Source organism: Pseudomonas sp. FIP_A4 (assembly GCF_036701605.1).
Classification (GTDB): Bacteria; Pseudomonadota; Gammaproteobacteria; order Pseudomonadales; family Pseudomonadaceae; genus Stutzerimonas; species Stutzerimonas phenolilytica.
On record NZ_JAYDXP010000092.1, the window covers coordinates 1 to 19,071 of the forward strand.

At 64.3% G+C, this 19,071-nt stretch carries 19 protein-coding genes; 10 read left to right on the forward strand and 9 right to left on the reverse strand.

What is annotated here, in order from left to right; translation table 11 throughout:
* The coding region (locus U8L64_RS00865; protein ID WP_333392815.1) for a retention module-containing protein at window positions 1–1,014 on the reverse strand (1,014 nt) is incomplete at its 3' end.
* 427 nt (window positions 1,015–1,441) lie between these two features.
* Between U8L64_RS00865 and U8L64_RS00870 the strand changes: the two genes are divergently transcribed.
* From U8L64_RS00870 to U8L64_RS00880, 3 genes are read left to right on the forward strand one after another with little or no spacing between them, the layout of a single operon-like run.
* Window positions 1,442–2,794, forward strand: a complete 1,353-nt coding sequence (locus tag U8L64_RS00870; protein ID WP_043299569.1) for a TolC family outer membrane protein — start codon at window positions 1,442–1,444, stop codon at window positions 2,792–2,794.
* Window positions 2,795–2,825: 31 nt separating this feature from the next.
* Window positions 2,826–4,976 (forward strand): type I secretion system permease/ATPase, encoded by a 2,151-nt coding sequence (locus U8L64_RS00875; protein WP_333392866.1) that lies wholly within the window; start codon window positions 2,826–2,828, stop codon window positions 4,974–4,976.
* A gap of 49 nt (window positions 4,977–5,025) precedes the next feature.
* Entirely contained in the window at window positions 5,026–6,378 is a 1,353-nt protein-coding gene (locus U8L64_RS00880; protein WP_043299565.1) for an HlyD family type I secretion periplasmic adaptor subunit, read from the forward strand.
* Between the two features lie 53 nt (window positions 6,379–6,431).
* Here the strand turns inward: U8L64_RS00880 and U8L64_RS00885 are convergent, their stop codons facing one another.
* Window positions 6,432–7,013 carry a tRNA-uridine aminocarboxypropyltransferase gene (locus U8L64_RS00885; RefSeq protein WP_333392820.1) on the reverse strand — a complete coding sequence of 194 codons (582 nt, stop codon included), beginning with the start codon at window positions 7,011–7,013 and terminating at the stop codon, window positions 6,432–6,434.
* An 87-nt stretch (window positions 7,014–7,100) separates the two neighbouring features.
* Between U8L64_RS00885 and U8L64_RS00890 the strand changes: the two genes are divergently transcribed.
* Window positions 7,101–7,778: a glutathione S-transferase gene (locus U8L64_RS00890; RefSeq protein ID WP_043299561.1), complete on the forward strand. Its 678-nt coding sequence runs from the start codon at window positions 7,101–7,103 to the stop codon at window positions 7,776–7,778.
* A gap of 16 nt (window positions 7,779–7,794) precedes the next feature.
* Here U8L64_RS00890 and U8L64_RS00895 read toward each other — a convergent pair whose 3' ends face one another.
* Window positions 7,795–7,920 (reverse strand): PA1414 family protein, encoded by a 126-nt coding sequence (locus U8L64_RS00895; RefSeq protein WP_333392822.1) that lies wholly within the window; start codon window positions 7,918–7,920, stop codon window positions 7,795–7,797.
* 194 nt (window positions 7,921–8,114) lie between these two features.
* Window positions 8,115–9,833: a bifunctional isocitrate dehydrogenase kinase/phosphatase gene (gene aceK, locus U8L64_RS00900; protein WP_333392824.1), complete on the reverse strand. Its 1,719-nt coding sequence runs from the start codon at window positions 9,831–9,833 to the stop codon at window positions 8,115–8,117.
* A 156-nt stretch (window positions 9,834–9,989) separates the two neighbouring features.
* Between aceK and U8L64_RS00905 the strand changes: the two genes are divergently transcribed.
* A complete protein-coding gene (locus tag U8L64_RS00905) occupies window positions 9,990–10,904 on the forward strand; it encodes a DMT family transporter (protein ID WP_333392826.1) in 915 nt (304 codons plus the stop codon).
* 61 nt (window positions 10,905–10,965) lie between these two features.
* Here the strand turns inward: U8L64_RS00905 and cysK are convergent, their stop codons facing one another.
* On the reverse strand, window positions 10,966–11,940 hold the full coding sequence (gene cysK, locus U8L64_RS00910) for a cysteine synthase A (RefSeq protein ID WP_138299603.1): 975 nt from the start codon (window positions 11,938–11,940) through the stop codon (window positions 10,966–10,968).
* A gap of 125 nt (window positions 11,941–12,065) precedes the next feature.
* Here cysK and U8L64_RS00915 point away from each other — a divergent pair, with 125 nt between their 5' ends.
* From U8L64_RS00915 to U8L64_RS00930, 4 genes are all read left to right on the forward strand, one after another.
* A complete protein-coding gene (locus U8L64_RS00915) occupies window positions 12,066–13,136 on the forward strand; it encodes a DUF748 domain-containing protein (RefSeq protein WP_333392829.1) in 1,071 nt (356 codons plus the stop codon).
* A 141-nt stretch (window positions 13,137–13,277) separates the two neighbouring features.
* Window positions 13,278–14,126: an AAA family ATPase gene (locus U8L64_RS00920; protein WP_043299557.1), complete on the forward strand. Its 849-nt coding sequence runs from the start codon at window positions 13,278–13,280 to the stop codon at window positions 14,124–14,126.
* A 52-nt stretch (window positions 14,127–14,178) separates the two neighbouring features.
* Window positions 14,179–14,577, forward strand: a complete 399-nt coding sequence (locus U8L64_RS00925; RefSeq protein ID WP_043299556.1) for a GFA family protein — start codon at window positions 14,179–14,181, stop codon at window positions 14,575–14,577.
* A 46-nt stretch (window positions 14,578–14,623) separates the two neighbouring features.
* Entirely contained in the window at window positions 14,624–15,802 is a 1,179-nt protein-coding gene (locus U8L64_RS00930; protein WP_273527540.1) for a vWA domain-containing protein, read from the forward strand.
* Between the two features lie 42 nt (window positions 15,803–15,844).
* Here U8L64_RS00930 and U8L64_RS00935 read toward each other — a convergent pair whose 3' ends face one another.
* The 3 genes from U8L64_RS00935 to U8L64_RS00945 are packed head-to-tail and all read right to left on the reverse strand — an operon-like array spanning window position 15,845 to window position 17,634.
* A complete protein-coding gene (locus U8L64_RS00935; protein ID WP_043299554.1) occupies window positions 15,845–16,360 on the reverse strand; it encodes a DUF2937 family protein in 516 nt (171 codons plus the stop codon).
* Complete coding sequence (locus U8L64_RS00940) at window positions 16,354–17,136, reverse strand: class II glutamine amidotransferase (RefSeq protein ID WP_043299553.1); 783 nt, start codon at window positions 17,134–17,136, stop codon at window positions 16,354–16,356. The genes U8L64_RS00935 and U8L64_RS00940 overlap by 7 nt, the downstream gene beginning before the upstream one ends.
* Window positions 17,137–17,166: 30 nt before the next feature.
* Entirely contained in the window at window positions 17,167–17,634 is a 468-nt protein-coding gene (locus tag U8L64_RS00945; protein WP_054095185.1) for a hypothetical protein, read from the reverse strand.
* Window positions 17,635–17,832: 198 nt separating this feature from the next.
* Between U8L64_RS00945 and U8L64_RS00950 the strand changes: the two genes are divergently transcribed.
* Window positions 17,833–18,273, forward strand: coding sequence for a universal stress protein (locus U8L64_RS00950; protein ID WP_008566959.1), 441 nt, complete (start codon window positions 17,833–17,835; stop codon window positions 18,271–18,273).
* A gap of 30 nt (window positions 18,274–18,303) precedes the next feature.
* On the opposite strand, the gene U8L64_RS00955 is transcribed toward U8L64_RS00950, so the two are convergent.
* Window positions 18,304–18,996, reverse strand: a complete 693-nt coding sequence (locus U8L64_RS00955; protein ID WP_333392842.1) for a DUF6901 family protein — start codon at window positions 18,994–18,996, stop codon at window positions 18,304–18,306.
* Window positions 18,997–19,071 lie beyond the last annotated feature (75 nt).

Genomic DNA, 19,071 nt, shown 5'->3' on the forward strand with positions numbered 1-19,071 from the left:
CACGGTCTTGCCGTTGATGGTCACGCTCTGCAGGTCGTCCAGGCCATCGGTGTCGGCCAGGGTGAAGCTGCCGGAGGCGAACTCGCCTTCGCCGGCCGCCGCCGAGCCGCTGCTCAGGCCGGCTTCGTCGACGAGGCTGTCGGTGGCGACGAGGCTCAGGGTCGGGCCGTCGTTGCTGCCGGTGATGGTGATGGTCAGCGTCGCGCTGGACGGATCACCGTCGGCGTCCTGCATGGTGTAGGTGAAGGTTTCGGTGAGGGTTTCGCCCTCGTCCAGGCCCTGTACGGCCGGCAGGCTGCTGTTAAGCGCATAGCTGTAGGTACCGTCGGCATTGAGAACCAGCTGACCGAAGGTGCCGGCGACGGTACCGACCGAAACGACGCGGATACCGCCATCGCTGCCCGGTTGGTCGTTGCTCAGCACATTGCCTGCGATGCTCGGTGTGTCCTCGCTGATCTGCGTCAGGTCATCGACAGCCAGGGGAACGCCATCCACCGGCTCGGGCGTTTCCTCGAGCGGTGCCACTTCCAGATCGGGAAACTCCGGGATACCGCCCAGGCCCCGGGTCGGGAAACCGATAGTGGGATCGATAGCCCCACCGACTTCATTCAACAGCACGAAGGAATTACCACCACCGGCGCCACCCGCGCCACCAGCTGCCGGACCCGCGGCCGTGGCTGGAGCGACCAGGGTCGGGTCTTCACCGGCCGCGATGGCGCGCTGCAGAGCCTCGACGTCGGCCAGCTCGGTCGCCGATGTGATCGGTGGTGCCGCCTGGGTACCGCCCTCGGCAGCGACCAGCAGTTGCTCGTCGAGCAGCAGGTCGGATTCGCGCCCCAGCATGAGTTCGCCCGCTCCGACCAGGTCGATATCCACCGCCCCGCCTGCGCTGGTTATCACCCGCTCGCCGGCATACAGACGATCGCCCTCGATAAGCAACCGGCGTACGCCGTCCTCACCGACCGCGAAAGCCTCACCCACAACCTGCCTGACGGTACCGATCAACTTGGCCATGTTGCCCTCCGAATCGCCTCTGCGATGAACGCCATACCGTAATAGCGCAATAGTGGCGTTCTGCTTTTAATTTGAACCAATCAATTAATAATCACTATTTCAGAAACATTTACGCAGATTGACGACCACCTCGTTTTAAACGAATTCAATTAATACCGTAGCATCGGTTTCCATGCTTTCACGCTATCTCCCAAAGAAATCCAGACAATGATATGAATCAATGCAGCCCCGTGTTTACGGGGCCTACGATGCATATCAAATCGCTATCAAAAGTTTTTTTATAGGAAAATTTTTCATAACCAAACCTTATTTAGCTCCACATATACTAAAAACAACAATGTGGAATTAATCACAAAACGAAACAACGATCGATAGCCTCAACTAATCGACCATCTGCTTCTTTTACTCAACAGGTAGGGCTCGAAAAATGCGTAAACTGACCCCCCTCTGGAGCGCGATGCTGATTGCTATGGCCTGTTCCGAGTCGCAGGCCATGAACCTCACGGAAGCCATCCAGAGCACGCTGACCAATCACCCCGAACTACGCGCGGACATCAACAGCCGGCTGACGGCTGATGAACAGGCGAAGATGGCCAAGGGTGGCTACCTGCCGACCGTCGACATGCTGCTGGGATATGGCCGGGAGAACACCGACAGCCCGAGCACACGCATCGGCGGGAATCACTCCGAAACGCTCAATGCGCGTAACGCGGAGCTGCGTCTGCGGCAGATGCTGTTCGACGGTTTCAACACGCCGAACGAAGTCGATCGCACCGAGGCCGTTGTCAACGCGCGCGCCTACCAGGTGCTGGGAACGACGGAAAGCCTGGCGCTGCGCACCGTTCAGGTTTATCTGGATGTGCTCAAGCGTCGCGAGATGGTTGCGCTGGCCGAGAACAACCTGAAAGCCCACCAGCGAATCAACGATCAGATCGGCCTGCGCCGCCAGCGCGGCGTCGGCAGCAGCGCCGACTCCGACCAGTCCGAGGCCCGTCGCGCGCTGGCCGAGAACAACCTGTACACCGAGCAGGTGAATCTCGCCGACGCCGAAGCCAATTTCATCAGCGTGGTCGGCCGTATCCCCGATGAGCTGGAAGCACCGCCATCGCTGCGTGGCGAGATGCCGGGCAATGTGCTGGAAGCCAGGCAGCGGGTGGTCGAGAACAACCCCTACCTGAAATCCGCACAGGCCGACGTCCAGGCCGCGGAGAAGCAGTACGAGATCGCCAAGTCGCCGTTCTATCCGCGCTTCGATATCGAGCTGGCGACGATGGCCAACGACAATATCAGCGGCGAGGAAGGCCACTACAACAAGTGGCGGGCCGCCGTGGTGATGAACTACAACCTGTTCAACGGCAATCGCGATAAGGCCCGCCTGCGTGCCACCTCACACCAGATCAACCAGGCCATGGACATTCGCAACAACGCCCTGCGCCAGTTGAACGAGAACCTCTCGCTGGCATGGAACGCGATGGAAAACGCCCGTCTGCAAACGCCCAAGGCTCGCGAGTACGCCGACTACACCAGCAACGTCCGCCAGGCCTACCAGCAGCAATTCGGCCTCGGGCAGCGCACGCTGCTCGACCTGCTGGACAGCGAAAACGAACTGTTCACCGCCAACCGTCGCTACACCGACGTGCGCTACACCGAGGAGTACTCGATGTACCGCGTGGTCGCCGCGATGGGTGATCTGTTGCGGATGAAGAACGTTGTGGCTCCAACCGAAGCCACCGCGCTCACGGAAGTGAGAAGCGAGGCGCAACTGCCCGATCTGCGCTGATTGTTCGACTGGAGTACGCAACTTGACCACGATGGAGCGGGTAGCACCTTCGGCCGATCCGCGGCTCAGTCATGACGATCCGTTGCTGGACGGCCTGCTGATCCTGTGTCGGCAACACGGTTGCGTCGCCAGCCGCGCCAGCCTCAGCGCTGGTTTGCCGATGCCCGAGCAGCGCCTGTCAGCGGCCCTGCTACCCCGCGCCGCGGCGCGCGCGGGGTTGCAGGGGCGCGTGCTCAAGCGCGAGCTGACGGCAATCAATCCGCTCAACCTGCCGGTGCTGTTGCTGCTGCGTGACGGCACCAGCGCGGTGCTCAGCAAGTGGGGCGACAACGGCAAGGCGCTGATCCTGCCGTGCGAGGCCGACGGCGGCGAGGAATGGGTCGACGTCGCCGCCCTGCAGGCCGAGTACGGCGGCTACGCGTTCTTCGCCCGCCCGCGACATGAACTCGAAGAGGCGCGCAGCCCGCTACTACCGCGGGTGCACGCGTGGTTTCGCGATACGCTCAAGCTGTCGCGCTGGCTGTATGCCGATGCGATGCTGGCGTCGCTGCTGATCAACGTGCTCGGCCTGATGGTGCCGCTGTTCGTCATGCAGACCTACGACCGCGTAGTGCCCAACCAGGCCACCGCCACGCTCTGGGTACTGGCGATCGGCCTGTTCATCGGCACATCGTTCGAGCTGCTGCTGCGCGTGCTGCGCGCGCATCTGCTGGATACCGCCGGCAAGAAGACCGACATGGTGCTCTCGGCCACGCTGTTCGAGCGCATCACCGGCATGAACATGAGCGCCCGGCCGGCCACCGTCGGCGGCTTCGCACAGAGCATCCATGACTTCCAGGGGCTGCGGGACTTCCTCACCGCGGTCACGCTGACGAGCCTGATCGACCTGCCCTTCGCCCTGCTGATCATCCTGGTGATCGGCCTGATCGGCGGCTGGCTGGTGGTGATCCCGCTGCTCGCCTTCCCAATCACCGCGCTGTTCGCCTTCATCATCCAGACACGCCTGCGCGACGCCGTGCGCCGCAGCCTGACGCTGGCAGCCGAACGCCAGGCGCTGCTGGTGGAAACCCTCGGCGGACTGGAAACGCTGAAAGCCTGCGGGGCCGAAAGCGAGCGCCAGCACCGCTGGGAAACCACCCACGGCGCGCTCACCCGGCTGGACAGCGATGCCCGCCTGCTGTCGGCCGTGGCCATCAACGGCACGCTGTTTCTGCAGCAGTTCGCCGGCATGGCGACCATCGTCGGCGGCGTTTACCTGATCATCGCCGGCCAGCTCAGCGTCGGTGCACTGGTCGCCTGCTACATGCTCGGCAGCCGCGTGCTGTCGCCGCTCGGGCAGATCGCCAGCCTGATCACCCGTCTGCAGCAGGCGCGGCTGACCATGAAGAGCACCGATGCGCTGATGGCCCTGCCGCAGGAGCGAAGGGAGAATCAACGACCGCTGGAGCGCACCCGCCTCAAGGGCGCGCTGGATATCCAGCAGCTCAACTTCACCTATCCCGGCCTGGATACGCCGTCGCTGCGTGGCATCAACCTGCGCATCGCCCCCGGCGAGCGGGTCGCGATCATCGGGCGCAGCGGTTCGGGCAAGAGCACCCTGGCGCGCCTGATCATGGGCCTGCACACGCCCACCGAGGGGCAGATCCTGCTCGACGGGCTGGACCTGCGGCAGATCGACGTCGCCGACCTGCGCAGCCAGATCGGTTATGTCTCCCACGACATGCCGCTGCTGGCCGGCAGCCTGCGCGACAACCTCACGCTCGGCGCGCATTACGTCAGTGACGAACGCATGCTCGAGGTCGCTCAGCTGACCGGCGCACACGAACTGGCGCGCCAGCATCCGCTGGGTTTCGACCGCCCGGTGGGCGAGCGCGGACAGCTGCTTTCCGGCGGCCAGCGGCAGATGGTGCTGATGGCACGCGCGCTGCTGCTCGATCCGCCGATCCTGCTGTTCGACGAGCCGACCAGTGCGCTGGATAACAGCACCGAAGACACCCTGCGCCAGCACCTGCAGGCCTGGGCGAACGGCAAGACGCTGCTGCTGATCACCCACCGCATGTCCATGCTGAGCCTGGTCGAGCGGCTGGTCGTGCTGGACCACGGCCGCGTGGTCGCCGATGGCCCCAAGGCGGCGGTGATCGAGGCGCTGCGCAAAGGCCATATCGGTCAGGCGTCGGTATGACGGTCTGTGCCATGCGGTATCTCCGTGCCCTGTCTGCGGGAGTTTTGGCATGAGATTCTTTCCCTGGGTCTATTTCCCCGGCGCCGCGCGAACGCGGCAGGACGCCGAGTTCATGCCGGCACTACAGGGCGCGATCCTCGAGGATTCGCCGTGGATCAGCCGGTTGACGGTATGGCTGGTGGCATTGCTGATCGCCGCCGCGCTGACCTGGGCGCACTTCGCCGTGCTCGACGAAGTCACCACTGGCGAAGGCAAGGCCATTCCGTCGAGCAAGGTGCAGACGATCCAGAACCTGGAAGGCGGCATCGTCGCGGAAATCTTCGTGCGTGAGGGCCAGGTGGTGAACAAGGGCGACATGCTGCTGCGCCTGGACGACACCCGTTTTCTTTCCAATCAGGAGGAGTCGGAAGTCGAGCGCCTCGCCCTGCAAGCCCACGTCGAGCGGCTCACCGCGGAGGCCGAAGGCACGCCGCTGGTGCTCTCGGAGGCGATCACGCGCGCCCAGCCGCAGCTGGCCGAGGATCAGATGGCGCTCTATCAGTCACGCCAGCAGCGCCTGCAGAGCGAGCAGAGCATCCTGCGCGAGCAACTGGCACAGAAGCAGCAGGAAGTCGCGGAGTTCCGCTCCAAGCAGCAGCAATACCGCGCCAGTCTCGGACTGATCCAGCAGGAACTGAACATGTCCAGCCCGCTGGTTTCGGCCGGTGCGGTATCGGAAGTGGAGATCCTGCGCCTGCGCCGCAGCATGGTGGACGTGCGCGGCGCGCTGGATGCAACCACCCTCGCCCTGCCGCGCGCCGAAGCGGCGGCGAAGGAAATCCAGAGCCGCATCGAGCAGTCCGAACTGGCCTTTCGCGCCGACGCCTTCAAGGAACTGAACGAGACCCGCACGCACCTGCAGAAGATCACCGCCACCAGCGTGGCGATTCAGGATCGCGTCAGCCGCACCTCCGTCGTCTCGCCGGTGCACGGCGTGATCAAGCAGCTGAACGTAAATACCATCGGCGGCGTGGTGCAACCGGGCAGCAACTTGCTGGAGATCGTGCCGCTGGAAGACAACCTGCTGATCGAAGCGCGCGTACGCCCGCAGGACATCGCCTTCCTGCATCCGGGCCAGCGCGCGATGGTGAAATTCAGCGCCTATGACTACACCATCTACGGCGGCCTGAAGGCGAACCTGGAGCTGATCAGCGCCGACACCATCACCGACCGCGAAGGCCGCAGCTTCTACCTGATCCAGGTGCGCACCGAGAAGAACTTCCTGGGTTCGCCCGAGCGTCCGCTGGTCATCATCCCCGGCATGGTCGCCACGGTGGACATCATCACCGGGCAGAAGAGCGTGCTCGACTACATGCTCAAGCCGGTGCTCAAGGCCCGTTACGAGGCACTACGCGAGCGCTAACCGGTTGTTGAAAGGGCGAGGCAGCCTATGCACTAACGGTGCTCACAAGGCTGTCAGCGCTCGTGATTGCGGCGATAGACCTCCTCCCCCATCGCCGCTATCTGCCCTTCGATCAACGCCTCGAACGGTCGCAGCAGCGCCTCGAAACGCGTCGTGCCCTCCAGGCCGTTCAGCGCACAGGTCACCGCCTCGATGGTCGACAGCGCATCGGCCGCCGGCGCCTTGCGCAGGCGATAGCGCGACGGCTGTCCAGGCGGCAGCGCCACTCGCGGCAGGGCCGCCAGCCAGGGATTCACATGCAGCAACTTGCGCGCCTTGCGCCAGGTGCCGTCCGGCACGACGAGGCGCACCGGCTCCGTGCGGCCGGCCAGGCTGTCCAGCTCAAGCGCATCCTCGCCGGGAAACAGCAGATAGGTGGGACGGCCATCGCCGCACGGCTCTTCGAAGTATTCGCCGACGAGCAACTGCGCATTACACAGGCCGAGCGCCGCCAGCCGCGCGGTATTGAGCGCGTGCCCGGCCTCGCTCGAGTGCTGCAGGATCAGCACTTGCGTTCGGCTCTCGAGCGACGGAATCAGCGCACACAGGCACTGCATCAGGGGGCGCTGGCAGCGCGGGCAGCGGGGTCGGGACATGGCTTCACCTCGGCGGCGCAGTCTGCCATAGCGAGCCGATCGGCGCAGGCCGTCTATGCTTGCCGCGGGCCGTCACGAGGAAACGCCATGATCACCGTCCATCATCTGGAGCATTCCCGCTCGCACCGCGTTCTGTGGCTACTGGAAGAGCTGGAACTGCTCTACGAAGTCGAACGCTACGCGCGCGACCCGAAGACCATGCTCGCTCCGCCGGAGCTGAAGGCCGTTCATCCGCTCGGCAAATCGCCGGTGGTGACGGACGGTGAGCTGACGCTCGCCGAATCGGCGGCGATCCTCGAATACCTGCTGGAGCGCTACGGCAATGGCCGCCTGATGCCACCCAGCGGCAGCGCCGAGCACCTGCGCTTTCGCTACTGGATGCACTATGCCGAAGGCTCGGCGATGCCACCGCTGCTGCTCAAGCTGGTCTTCGACCGGATCGCCGAGGGGCCGCTACCGTTCTTCGTGCGGCCGGTGGCGCGCGCCATCGCCAAAGGCGCGCAATCGGCCTTCATCGGGCCGCAGCTGAAAACGCATCTGGATCACATGGAAGCGGCGCTGGAACAATCGAAGTGGTTTGCCGGCGATGCGTTCAGCGCCGCCGACATTCAGATGAGTTTTCCGCTAGAGGCGGCGCAGGCCCGCGCCGGCCTGGACGCAAGCCGTCCACGTCTGATGGATTTTCTCCAGCGCATCCGCCAACGCCCGGCTTACCAGCGTGCCACCGAACGAGGCGGACCGGCGCAACCGCAACGGCAGGGCTGACGATTGCGCTATCGGCTTACCGGCGCCGTCGTGCGGCGGGGTCGCGTTCCGCGCGGATGGGGATGGGCTGCATGCGCGGCAGCTCGACCAGCCCGAGCGTAACAGCCAGCTTCCAGCACATTTCTCTGAGCCTTGCTTTCATGGTCGAACCCTCCTGCTTGATAACGGGCCACATCGGAGCCATGCCGGCTTCATCAACAGCGTAATCCAACTCGGGGCCGATTGCCCGCCTCGTAACGCACGCGGTGCTCCTCGGCCACGCATGATCCGCGCCTCCTGCTAGTTGCGACCGCCGCCCGTGCGCAGGCGTTCAAAGATCGCTCGCCGGCACGCGCCTCAGTAGCGCTCACCCTTGCGACGATACGGGAACACGTCGATCACCTTGCCGGCGCGAATGGCCTCCTGCAGCCCCTTCCAGTAATCGGCGTCGTACAGGTTGCCATGCAACCGCGCGAACAGCCGACGCAACGCCGGATCGGTGAAGAGAAAGCGCGGAAACTCTTCGGGAAACACGTCGTTGGGACCGACCGAGTACCAGGGCTCGGAGGCCATCTCGTCCTCCGGGTAGCGTGGTGGCGGGATGTGTCGGAAGTTCACCTCGGTGAGAAAGCAGATTTCGTCGTAGTCGTAGAACACCACGCGGCCGTGGCGGGTGACGCCGAAGTTCTTCAGCAGCATGTCGCCGGGAAAGATATTCGCCGCCGCCAGCTGCTTGATCGCCAATCCGTAGTCCTCCAGTACCTCGATGCACTGCTGTTCGCTGGCGTTTTCCAGGTAGAGATTCAGCGGCGTCATGCGTCGTTCGGTCCAGCAGTGGCGCACCAGTACCGTGTCGCCCTGTACCTGCACGGTCGACGGCGCAACCTCCAGCAGTTCGGCCAGGCAATCGGGGTCGAACTTGGAAACGGAAAATCGGAAATCGGCAAACTCCTGGGTATCGGCCATGCGCCCTACCCGGTCGACGTTCTTCACCAAGCGGTACTTCTCGATCACGGTGGCGCGGTCGACGCTCTTGATCGGCGAGAAGCGGTCCTTGATGACCTTGAACACTGTGTTGAAGCCCGGCAGGGTGAACACGCTCATCACCATTCCGCGCACGCCGGGCGCCATGATGAATCGGTCGTCAGTACCGGCCAGGTGGTTGATCAGCGCGCGGTAGAACTCCGACTTGCCCTGCTTGTAGAAGCCGATCGAGGTGTACAGCTCGGCGATGTGCTTGCCGGGCAGGATGCGTTTGAGGAAGCCGATGAACTCCAGCGGAATCGGCACCTCGACCATGAAGTACGAGCGCGTGAAGGAGAAGATGATCGACACTTCCGCCTCGTCGGTGATCAGCGCATCGGCGACGATGCCTTTGCCCTCGCGGTGCAGCAGCGGGATCGCCAGCGGCCATTGCTCGTCACGCGTAAAGATGCGGCCGATCAGGTAGGCGCCCTTGTTGCGGTAGAGCACCGAAGCGAACAGCTCGATGGTTAGCTCGGGGTCCTTGCACACCCAGTCCGGCAGCGAATCGCAGAGCTGCCCCTGCAGCCGCGCCAGATCGCCCGCTCGGTCGGCATAGGGCACGGCGAAGGCGAAGTCGTCGAGTATCTGCTCCAGCGCGCCGGTCAGATCGCCCTTGGGCAAATATTTGCGCGTCTGCGCCATCCGCTGGCGGGCCTGAGCCGACGGGCGGGTGGTATGGATGAACATGGTGCCGTCGCTGACGCAATCGTGGCTGAACAGCCGACAGAAGATCGAGTTGTACCAGGTTTCGGACAGCTCATCGTCGAAGCGCGGATTGATCTGCTCGATGTAGGCGCTCTTGATCTGCGGCCAGTACTCGACCTGCAGCAGCGGCTCCTTGGGGAAACGCGCCAGCAGGCGGCGGTGGGTTTCGCTGACCTTCTGCTCGTAGAGCGCGATCCGTGCCGCCGAGGCCTGTTGCGCCTCCTGCCACTGCGCCTGCTCGAAGCGCGCCCGCGCGCCCTCGGTAATCAGGCGGAACTGCTCGCGGTAGTCATCGAAGCCCAGCAGTATCTGCCGGGCGATTTCGGTAGCCGGTTGCTGCTCCATGGGAGTCTCTGCGGCAAGGAAGGAATGGCGAGCTTAGCCAGTGCCCCCGCGCAAGGAAAGTCGGCCGACCGTCAGGCACTGGCTTTGAAAGTCGCTTCCGGCTTGCCGGCTGCGCGGGCACCGACAACACTTGCCGCTCCGCAACAGGAGCGCCACATGCGAGCCATCGACCTGTTCCGCCTCATCAGCCTGGCCGCCATCTGGGGTGCCAGCTTTCTGTTCATGCGGGTGATCGCCCCGGTGCTCGGGACCTTTCCCACCGCCTTCTTCCGCGTTGTGCTGGCCACCCTCGGGCTGCTGGTGATCCTGCTGGCGTGGTGCACTCGCTGGGATTTTCGCGGCAAGCTCGGCCTGTGCCTATTGCTCGGCGTGATCAATTCCGGCGTTCCCTTCGCGTTGTACGCGCTCGCCGCCCAGCTGCTGCCGGCCGGCTATTCGGCGATCTTCAATGCGACGACGCCGCTGATGGGCGTGCTCATCGGCGCGCTGTTCTTCGCCGAGGAGCTGACGCTGGCCAAGGTCGTCGGGGTGCTCTGCGGATTGGCCGGCGTGATGGTGCTGACGCGCACCGGGCCGGTGTCATTCGATGCCGATCTTTTGATCGGCGCCCTCGCCTGCCTCGGCGCGACCGCCTGCTACGGGCTCGGTGGCTTTCTGACGCGGCGCTGGATCAACCATCACGGCGGCCTCGGTAGCGAGCTGGTGGCGTTCGGCAGTCAGGCCGGTGCCACGCTCTGCCTGCTTCCGCTGTTCGGTGTATCGCTCCTGCAGGCGCCGCCGGCAAGCTGGGGCGGCGGTTCCGTATGGCTGAGCCTGATCGGCCTCGGCGTGGTCTGCACGGCGTTTGCGTACATCCTGTACTTCCGCCTGCTCGCCGATATCGGCCCGGTCAAGACCCTGACCGTCACCTTCATCATTCCGCCGTTCGGTGTGTTCTGGGGCGCTTTGCTGCTCGGCGAGCCGCTGTCCTGGGCCTACGTCTATGGTGGCGCGCTGATAGCGCTGGCGTTGTGGCTGGTCCTGAAGCAGGCGCCGGCGCAACCGGTGCCCGCCACGGATGGACGGACATGAACGCCGCCGGGCGAGCCAGTGGACGCAGGCACATGCGTCCCAAGCCCGCCGTGGGGAGGGGTTACTGCACCAGCTCCTGCTCGCTGAACAGGTCGGCGAACAGCATGGTCGACAGGTAGCGCTCGCCCGAGTCCGGCAGGATCACCACGATGTTCTTGCCCTGCATTTCCGGGCGCTCGGCCAGACGCACGGCAGCCGCCATCGCCGCGCCGCAGGAAATGCCACAGAGAATGCCTTCCTCGCGCATCAAACGCAGGGCCATATTCTTGGCCTCCTCGTCATCCACCAGCTCGACGCGGTCGATCAGCGACAGGTCGAGGTTCTTCGGCACGAAACCGGCGCCGATGCCCTGGATCTTGTGCGGACTCGGCTTGATCTCCTCACCCGCCATGGCCTGGGTAATCACCGGCGAGCTGGTCGGCTCGACCGCCACGCTGACGATCTGCTTGCCCTTGGTGTTCTTGATGTAGCGTGAAACGCCGGTGATGGTGCCGCCGGTGCCCACGCCGGCGACCAGCACATCGACGCCGCCGTCGGTGTCGTTCCAGATTTCCGGACCGGTGGTGCGCTCATGAATGCCCGGGTTCGACGGGTTCTCGAACTGTTGCGGCAGGAAGTAGCGTTCGGGATCGGACGCGGCAATCTCGGTCGCCTTGTCGATCGCGCCCTTCATACCGAGCGCCGGCTCGGTCAGCACCAGCTCGGCGCCGAGCGCCTTGAGCACCTTGCGCCGCTCCAGGCTCATGGATGCCGGCATGGTCAGCATCAGCTTGTAGCCGCGCGCGGCGGCGACGAAGGCCAGGCCGATGCCGGTGTTGCCGGAGGTCGGCTCGACGATGGTCATGCCCGGCTTGAGACGGCCAGTCTCCTCGGCGTCCCAGATCATTCCAGCGCCGATGCGGCACTTGACCGAATAGCCGGGGTTGCGGCCTTCGATCTTGGCCAGGATGCTCACGCCCTTGGGACCCAGGCGGTTGATCATTACCAGCGGCGTGTTGCCGATGGAGCGTGCGTTGTCGGCGTAGATGCGGCTCATCAGTCTGTCCCTGCGCGAAAGAAAACCAAGGCCAGAAAGCCTATGCGCACTCCTGCGCGTCGTCCAGCCGAACTCGCCGCGCGGGCCGGCGGTCCATCTTGAACAGACCGCGCTACCGGATCGCCATGAAACGACGCTATTTGCCACTGTGGCTACTGCTCGTCCTCGCCACGCTGCTGGTGCTGCTGCACCTGGCGCTGCCGCCGCTGGTGCGCCACTACCTCAACCAGAACCTGGCCGACATGGGCGAGTACCGCGGCCAGGTGGAAGATGTCGACCTGGCCTGGTGGCGTGGTGCCTACCGCATCGAGGGGCTGCTGATCGAGAAGAAGGACAAGCAGGTGCAGGCACCGCTGTTCACCGCGCCCGGCATCGATATCGCCATCAGCTGGCGCGCGCTGTGGCACGAGCATGCGGTGGTCGGCGAGGTGGAATTCGAGCGGCCGACACTGAACTTCGTCGACGGTGGCGACAAAGGCGAGTCGCAGACCGGCGAAGGCGTCGACTGGCGCGACCAGCTGGACGCCCTGCTGCCGATCACGTTGAACGAAATCCGCGTGATCGAGGGCCAGCTGTCGTTTCGCAACTTCACCGCCGAACCGCCGGTACACGTCTATGCCAGCGGCATCAACGCCACGCTCTACAACCTGACCAATACCACCGACGCGCAAGGCCGTCGGGTGGCGACGTTCGAAGGCACCGGCAGGCTGTTCAACCGCTCGCCCATAGAAGCCACGGCACGTTTCGACCCGTTCACCGAGTGGGAGGATTTCGAGCTGAACCTGCGCGCCACCGATATCGCGCTCAAACAGCTGAACGACTTCAGCCGCGCTTACGGCAAGTTCGATTTCGCCGGCGGCAGCGGCGACCTGGTCGTCGAGGTGCAAGCCACCGACGGCCGGCTGAACGGCTACATCAAGCCGCTGTTCCGCAATGTCGATGTGTTCGATCTCGAACAGGACGTGGAAAACGAAGACAAGAGCCTGCTGCGCGGACTCTGGGAAGCGGTGGTCGGCGGCGGCCAGGAAGCGTTGCAGAACCAGCGCGAGGACCAGTTCGCCACGCGTATCGAGCTGTCCGGCAGCACGCGCGATGCGGACGTCAGCCCATTCCAGGCGTTCATTGCCATACTGCGCAACGCCTTCGTCGAAGCGTTCACCGCCCGCTTCGAGCGTTCCTCAAACCACGATCGCTGAATCTGGCCGAAATCCGCAGCAACGATCATTCAGTGACTGAATAATCCCCTCGCGTTCACAGGCGACGGCCCATCACTTATAGTCGGGCTCTTTCATTCCACACCAAGCGCCTGCGTGCCAGGCCGGCCCAAGGAATCCGCGATGAAATTCGAAGGTACCCAGTCGTACGTCGCCACCGACGACCTCAAGCTCGCCGTCAACGCCGCCATCACCCTGCAGCGTCCGCTGCTGGTCAAGGGCGAGCCCGGCACCGGCAAGACCATGCTTGCCGAGCAGCTGGCCGAATCCTTCGGTGCCAAGCTCATCACCTGGCACATCAAATCCACCACCAAGGCGCACCAGGGCCTCTACGAATACGATGCGGTGAGCCGCCTGCGCGACTCGCAGCTGGGCGTGGACAAGGTCCACGACGTGAAGAACTACATCAAGAAGGGCAAGCTGTGGGAGGCCTTCGAGAGCGAGGAGCGGGTCATCCTGCTGATCGACGAGATCGACAAGGCCGACATCGAGTTCCCCAACGACCTGTTGCAGGAACTCGACAAGATGGAGTTCTACGTTTACGAGACCAACGAAACCATCAAGGCCACCCAGCGGCCGATCATCATCATTACCTCGAACAACGAGAAGGAGCTGCCGGACGCCTTCCTGCGTCGCTGCTTCTTCCACTACATCGCCTTTCCGGATCGCGAGACGCTGCAGCGGATCGTCGACGTGCACTACCCGAACATCAAGCAGTCGCTGGTCAGCGAGGCGCTGGACGTGTTCTTCGATGTGCGCAAGGTGCCGGGGCTGAAGAAGAAACCCTCGACCTCCGAGCTGGTCGACTGGCTGAAGCTGCTGATGGCCGACAACATCGGCGAAGCCGTGCTGCGCGAGCGCGATCCGACGCGAGCCATTCCGCCGCTGGCCGGCGCGCTGGTCAAGAACGAGCAGGACGTGATGCTGCTCGAGCGTCTAGCCTTCATGAGCCGACGCGCCAACAGCCGCTGATCGACGCCGGTTTCCGGTGGAGCCGGCCGCGCACTCACTGGAGGAAGAAACCATGCAAACGCATACCGGTAGTTGCCTGTGTGGCGTCGTGCGCTATCGCATCGACGCCCCCATCGACGCGCTGACCCACTGCCACTGCAAGATGTGCCGCAAGGCCCACGGCGCCGCCTTCGCCACCTACGCGAGCGTGCCGCTGGAGGCCTTCCACTTCATGTCCGGCAAGGATCAGCTCGGCGTCTACCACTCCTCCGAGCATGTCACGCGTACGTTCTGCATCCGCTGCGGCGCCAACCTGCTGTTCGTCGACAACCGCGAGCACGAGGTCGGCGTCGCTGCCGGCACGCTCGATTCGCCGCTGCCGGTACCTGCGCAATCGCACATCTTCGTCGGTTCCAAGGCCGACTGGTACGAGATTCGCGACGGCCTGCCCCAGCACGACCGTGATCTTTAACCCCATCGCCATCGCGCACCGCCAAGTGCGCGCCTGAGGTTCTGCCATGCTGCTTGGCCTGTTCAACGAAATGCGTGCCGCCAAGGTTCCCGTCTCGGTGCGTGAACTACTCGACCTGATCGACGCCCTCAAACACCGCGTGGTGTTCGCCGACATGGACGAGTTCTACTTCCTGGCGCGCACCGTGATGGTCAAGGACGAGCGCCACTTCGACAAGTTCGACCGGGCCTTCGGCGCCTACTTCAACGGCCTGCAGAGCCTCGACCGGCATCTGGAAGCGCTAATCCCCGAGGAATGGCTGCGCAAGGAATTCGAGCGCAGCCTGACCGACGAGGAGCGCGCGCAGATCCAGTCGCTCGGCGGGCTGGACAAACTGATCGAGGAGTTCAAGAAGCGCCTGGAGGAGCAGAAGGAAAAGCACGCCGGCGGCAACAAGTGGATCGGCACCGGCGGCACCAGCCCGTTCGGCTCGGGTGGCTACAACCCCGAAGGCATCCGCATCGGCGATGCCGGCAAGCGCCAGGGCAAGGCAGTCAAGGTATGGGACCAGCGCGAGTACAAGAACCTCGACGACCAGGTCGAGCTGGGCACACGCAACATCAAGATCGCCCTGCGCCGCCTGCGCAAGTTCGCCCGCCAGGGCGCGGCGGAAGAACTGGACATCGACGGCACCATCGATCACACCGCGCGCGACGCCGGCCTGCTCAACATCCAGATGCGTCCGGAGCGACGCAATGCCGTCAAGCTTCTGTTGCTGATGGATATCGGCGGCTCGATGGACGCCCACGTCAAGGTCTGCGAGGAGCTGTTCTCGGCCTGCCGCACCGAGTTCAAGAACCTGGAGTTCTTCTACTTCCACAACTTCATCTACGAGTCGGTGTGGAAGAACAACTTCCGCCGCACCTCGGAGCGCACCTCCACCCTCGACCTGCTGCACAAGTACGGCCCGGACTACAAGGTGGTGTTCGTCGGCGACGCCGCGATGGCGCCCTACGAGGTCACCCAGCCCGGCGGCAGCGTCGAGCACTGGAACGAGGAAGCCGGTTACGTGTGGATGCAGCGCTTCATGGAGAAGTACCGGAAGCTCATCTGGATCAACCCTTACCCGAAGGACACCTGGGGCTATACCGCGTCCACCAGCATCATCCGCGAATTGGTGGAAGACCGTATGTATCCGCTGACCCTGAGCGGGCTGGAAGACGGCATGCGCTTCCTCGCCAAGTGAATCCGGGCTGACGCCGGGCGGGTCGCGAAATGACGCGCCCGCTCAGCGATACAGGCGATGGCGACGCCGACGCTGGCGCAGCGGAAAGCTCAGCGCCAACAATACGCTTTCCACCAGCCAGGCCAGCAGCAGCGCGCATCCGAGCCCCCAGGCAATCGCCTCCGGCGCCAGCAGCACCTGATAGCGGTAGCCGGCGAGCGTCTCCCGGCGCAGTTCCGCATCGGCACCGAGCAGCACGTGCCAGCTGCGCACGAACCAGGGCTGCTGCATGGCCTGCCATTCGCGATCCAGCAGGCGCAGGCGTTGCACCAGCGCCTCCAGGCTACGCGCATCACTCTGGATCACCGCATCGTCACTGGCACGGTAGTGCTCGACCAGCGCATTCAGATCGCCGTCGAAGAAGCGCTGCGCGGTATCGCGAAAGCCTTGCAGGCCGCGCTGCGCTTCCTGCCGGTGCGCCTCGACGCGCTGCGCGTAGGCGTCGATGAAGCCCGGCACCTGCACGCCAACCAGCAGGCCGAAGGCGAACAGCAGCAGGCGCAGATAGCTCCTCAGCATGCGACGTCCCGCCCCTGCGCGACGCACTCACCGCGCCGCCACAGGCTCCACTGGCCGGGTTCGTGGATGGTCCAGCATTCGTTGTCGGTCAACGGCTCGGTGGCGAGCACGGTCACCACGTCGCGCGGCGTGGTCTCGGCCTGGAAGTCCACCGTCAGCTCGGCATCCTTCAGCTGCGCCGGGCCGAACGGCGCGCGCCGGGTGATCTGTGCGAGCTTGGTGCTGCAAAAACTGAACAGCCATTCGCCGTTGCTCAGCAGGCAGTTGAACACGCCCCTGCTGCGGTAATGCCGGCAGGCCGCCAGCAGCGTCGGCAGCAACGCCTCGGCCTCGACGCGCTCGGGAAAGTCGGAGCGGATGCGGTTGAGCAGATCGCAGAAAGCCGCCTCGCTGTCCGTCTCGCCGACCGCCCGGTAGAAGCTGCCCGAGGGGACGAAATCGCTCAGTTGACCGTTATGCGCGAAGCACCAGTATTGCCCCCACAGCTCGCGCATGAATGGATGGGTGTTGGCCAGCGTGACCCTGCCGACATTGGCATGGCGGATGTGGCCGATTACCACCTCGCTCTTGATCAGATAATGCTGGACCATCTTCGCCACTTCCGACTCGCAACTGGCCACCGGGTCCTGAAAGAGCCGTAGGCCGCGTCCTTCGTAGAATGCGATGCCCCAACCATCCTTGTGCGGGCCGGTCCGGCCGCCGCGCTGCATGAGTCCGGTAAAACTGAAGACGATATCGGTGGGGACATTGGCGCTCATGCCGAGCAATTCGCACATAGGTTGATTCCCCGTGAAAACGCGAAGGTATTACAGGCGCGGTTCGGTTCGCACCCGGCGACCCGGCTGCGGAAAATAGTCGTCATCCTCGTCGTCGGCCATGCGCTCGCGCAGGGTACGCGGATCGTCATCGGGCGCGGCGGTCGGCCTGTCGGCGCGCTTGCGCCGCTCCAGCGGCCAGCGGATAGCCACCAGCAACAGGTACAGCGCGAACGCGATCAGGCCGTACAGCGCCAGATCGGCTACCGCGCGCCAGGCGTTGTTGCCGACCTTGAGCAACACGTCCATTGCGGTAATGGCCACGGCGGGGGCGAAGAGTTCCTTGGCGGGATCGACAATGGTCGGCGTCAGCAGCAGGATCGCCGCCAGCAACCGCAATGGCTCGCGCAGCCAGCGCCACATCCAGCGCGTCGCGCGGAACCAGACCAGCAGACAGCCCAGCGCGGCCACGCCGTAGACGGCCCAGGCCAGGGAATAATCGGTGTATGGCATCGACATCGGAATTCTCTCGGTGAGCCTGCCGGACCGACCGGCTGGCGCGACGCAGCATGATAACAGTCCGGCGCGCCCTGAGCGGCGCAACGGGCACTGGCGAAGCCATCGGCAACGCCGTATAAACCCTTCAATACATCGGTTCAATGCCAACCCCGTCGGCCCACCGCACTGCCCAGGCCGACCCGCTCAGGAGGAGTCATCATGCCCTACCAGCACATTCTGGTCGCCGTCGACCTGACCGACGAGTGCCACGCGGTAGTCGCGCGAGCCCAGGCCCTGGCCACCACTACCGGCGCCACGCTGACGCTGGTGCATATCATCGAACCGATGGCGATGGCCTTCGGCGGCGACGTGCCGATGGACCTGTCGATGCTGCAACAGCAGCAGTTCGACCAAGCCCGCGAACGGATGGACGGCTTCGCCGATATCTACCCCAGCCTCACGCCGGAGCAGCGCCACCTGGCCTACGGTCAGCCGCGTCAGGAAGTACATCGGCTGGCCAAGGAACAGCAGTGCGACCTGATCGTCGTCGGCAGCCACGGCCGCCACGGGCTGGCGCTGCTGCTCGGCTCGACGGCCAACGACATTCTGCATGGCGCGCCATGCGATGTGCTCGCGGTACGCCTGAAGAAAGTCGACTGATCGAGTCGGCCTGAGCGGGCCAAGTCCCGCTCAGAGCGCTTCGGCTCCCTCGCCGGCGCTCATCACCAGCGGGCGGATCTTCTGCAGCTGGGTTTCCAGCGAGTAGGTCAGGCTCGAAGCCATCGAGAAGAAGCTGAGGAACGCCTTGAGGTTGCTGTCACCCTCGCAGGTGTCGAAGATCCGCTGCCAGAATGCCTGATTGACCAGCTGCAGCTGCTGGAACGAACGCACCAGCCCGCGCAGTTCCCAGTCGGCATGCCGCCCTTCACGCAGGTTGAAATACTGACGGGCCAGGTACAGCGACACCGCCCGCAGCACGAACTCGCGATTGCTGGCGAATGGCAGGTGCTGTTGGGCCATCGGCTTGAGCCGGCCGAGCACCGGACAGGCGCTGGTGGCCATGATCACCCCGAGCAACGCCCGCAGGCCCTCTTCGAGACCGACCAGCTTGGTGTATTCGCGCTCCGGTGTGCGTACCCAGACCAGCGCCTTCTGGATCGCGGGCAGGCCCTGGAAGTCCTCGATGACCCGGTGCAGGTCGACCGCCGCCGGGCAATGGCTGAATTCGTTCTGACTCAACGGACAATTGCTGCAACGCTGATGCTCCAGGCGTGTCCACTTCGGTGCCCGCGCGGCAGCTTCCTTGTCGTAGGCGCGATCCAGTTCGATCCGGTAACTGAAATCGTGCTCATCATCCAGGGTGATGCGGTATTCAATAGCCATCAATGCTCCATCGTCATGACTGCAAACCGCAGCGAACTTAACCAGCAGGCTTCCGTAAGGTATTGATCCACCTCA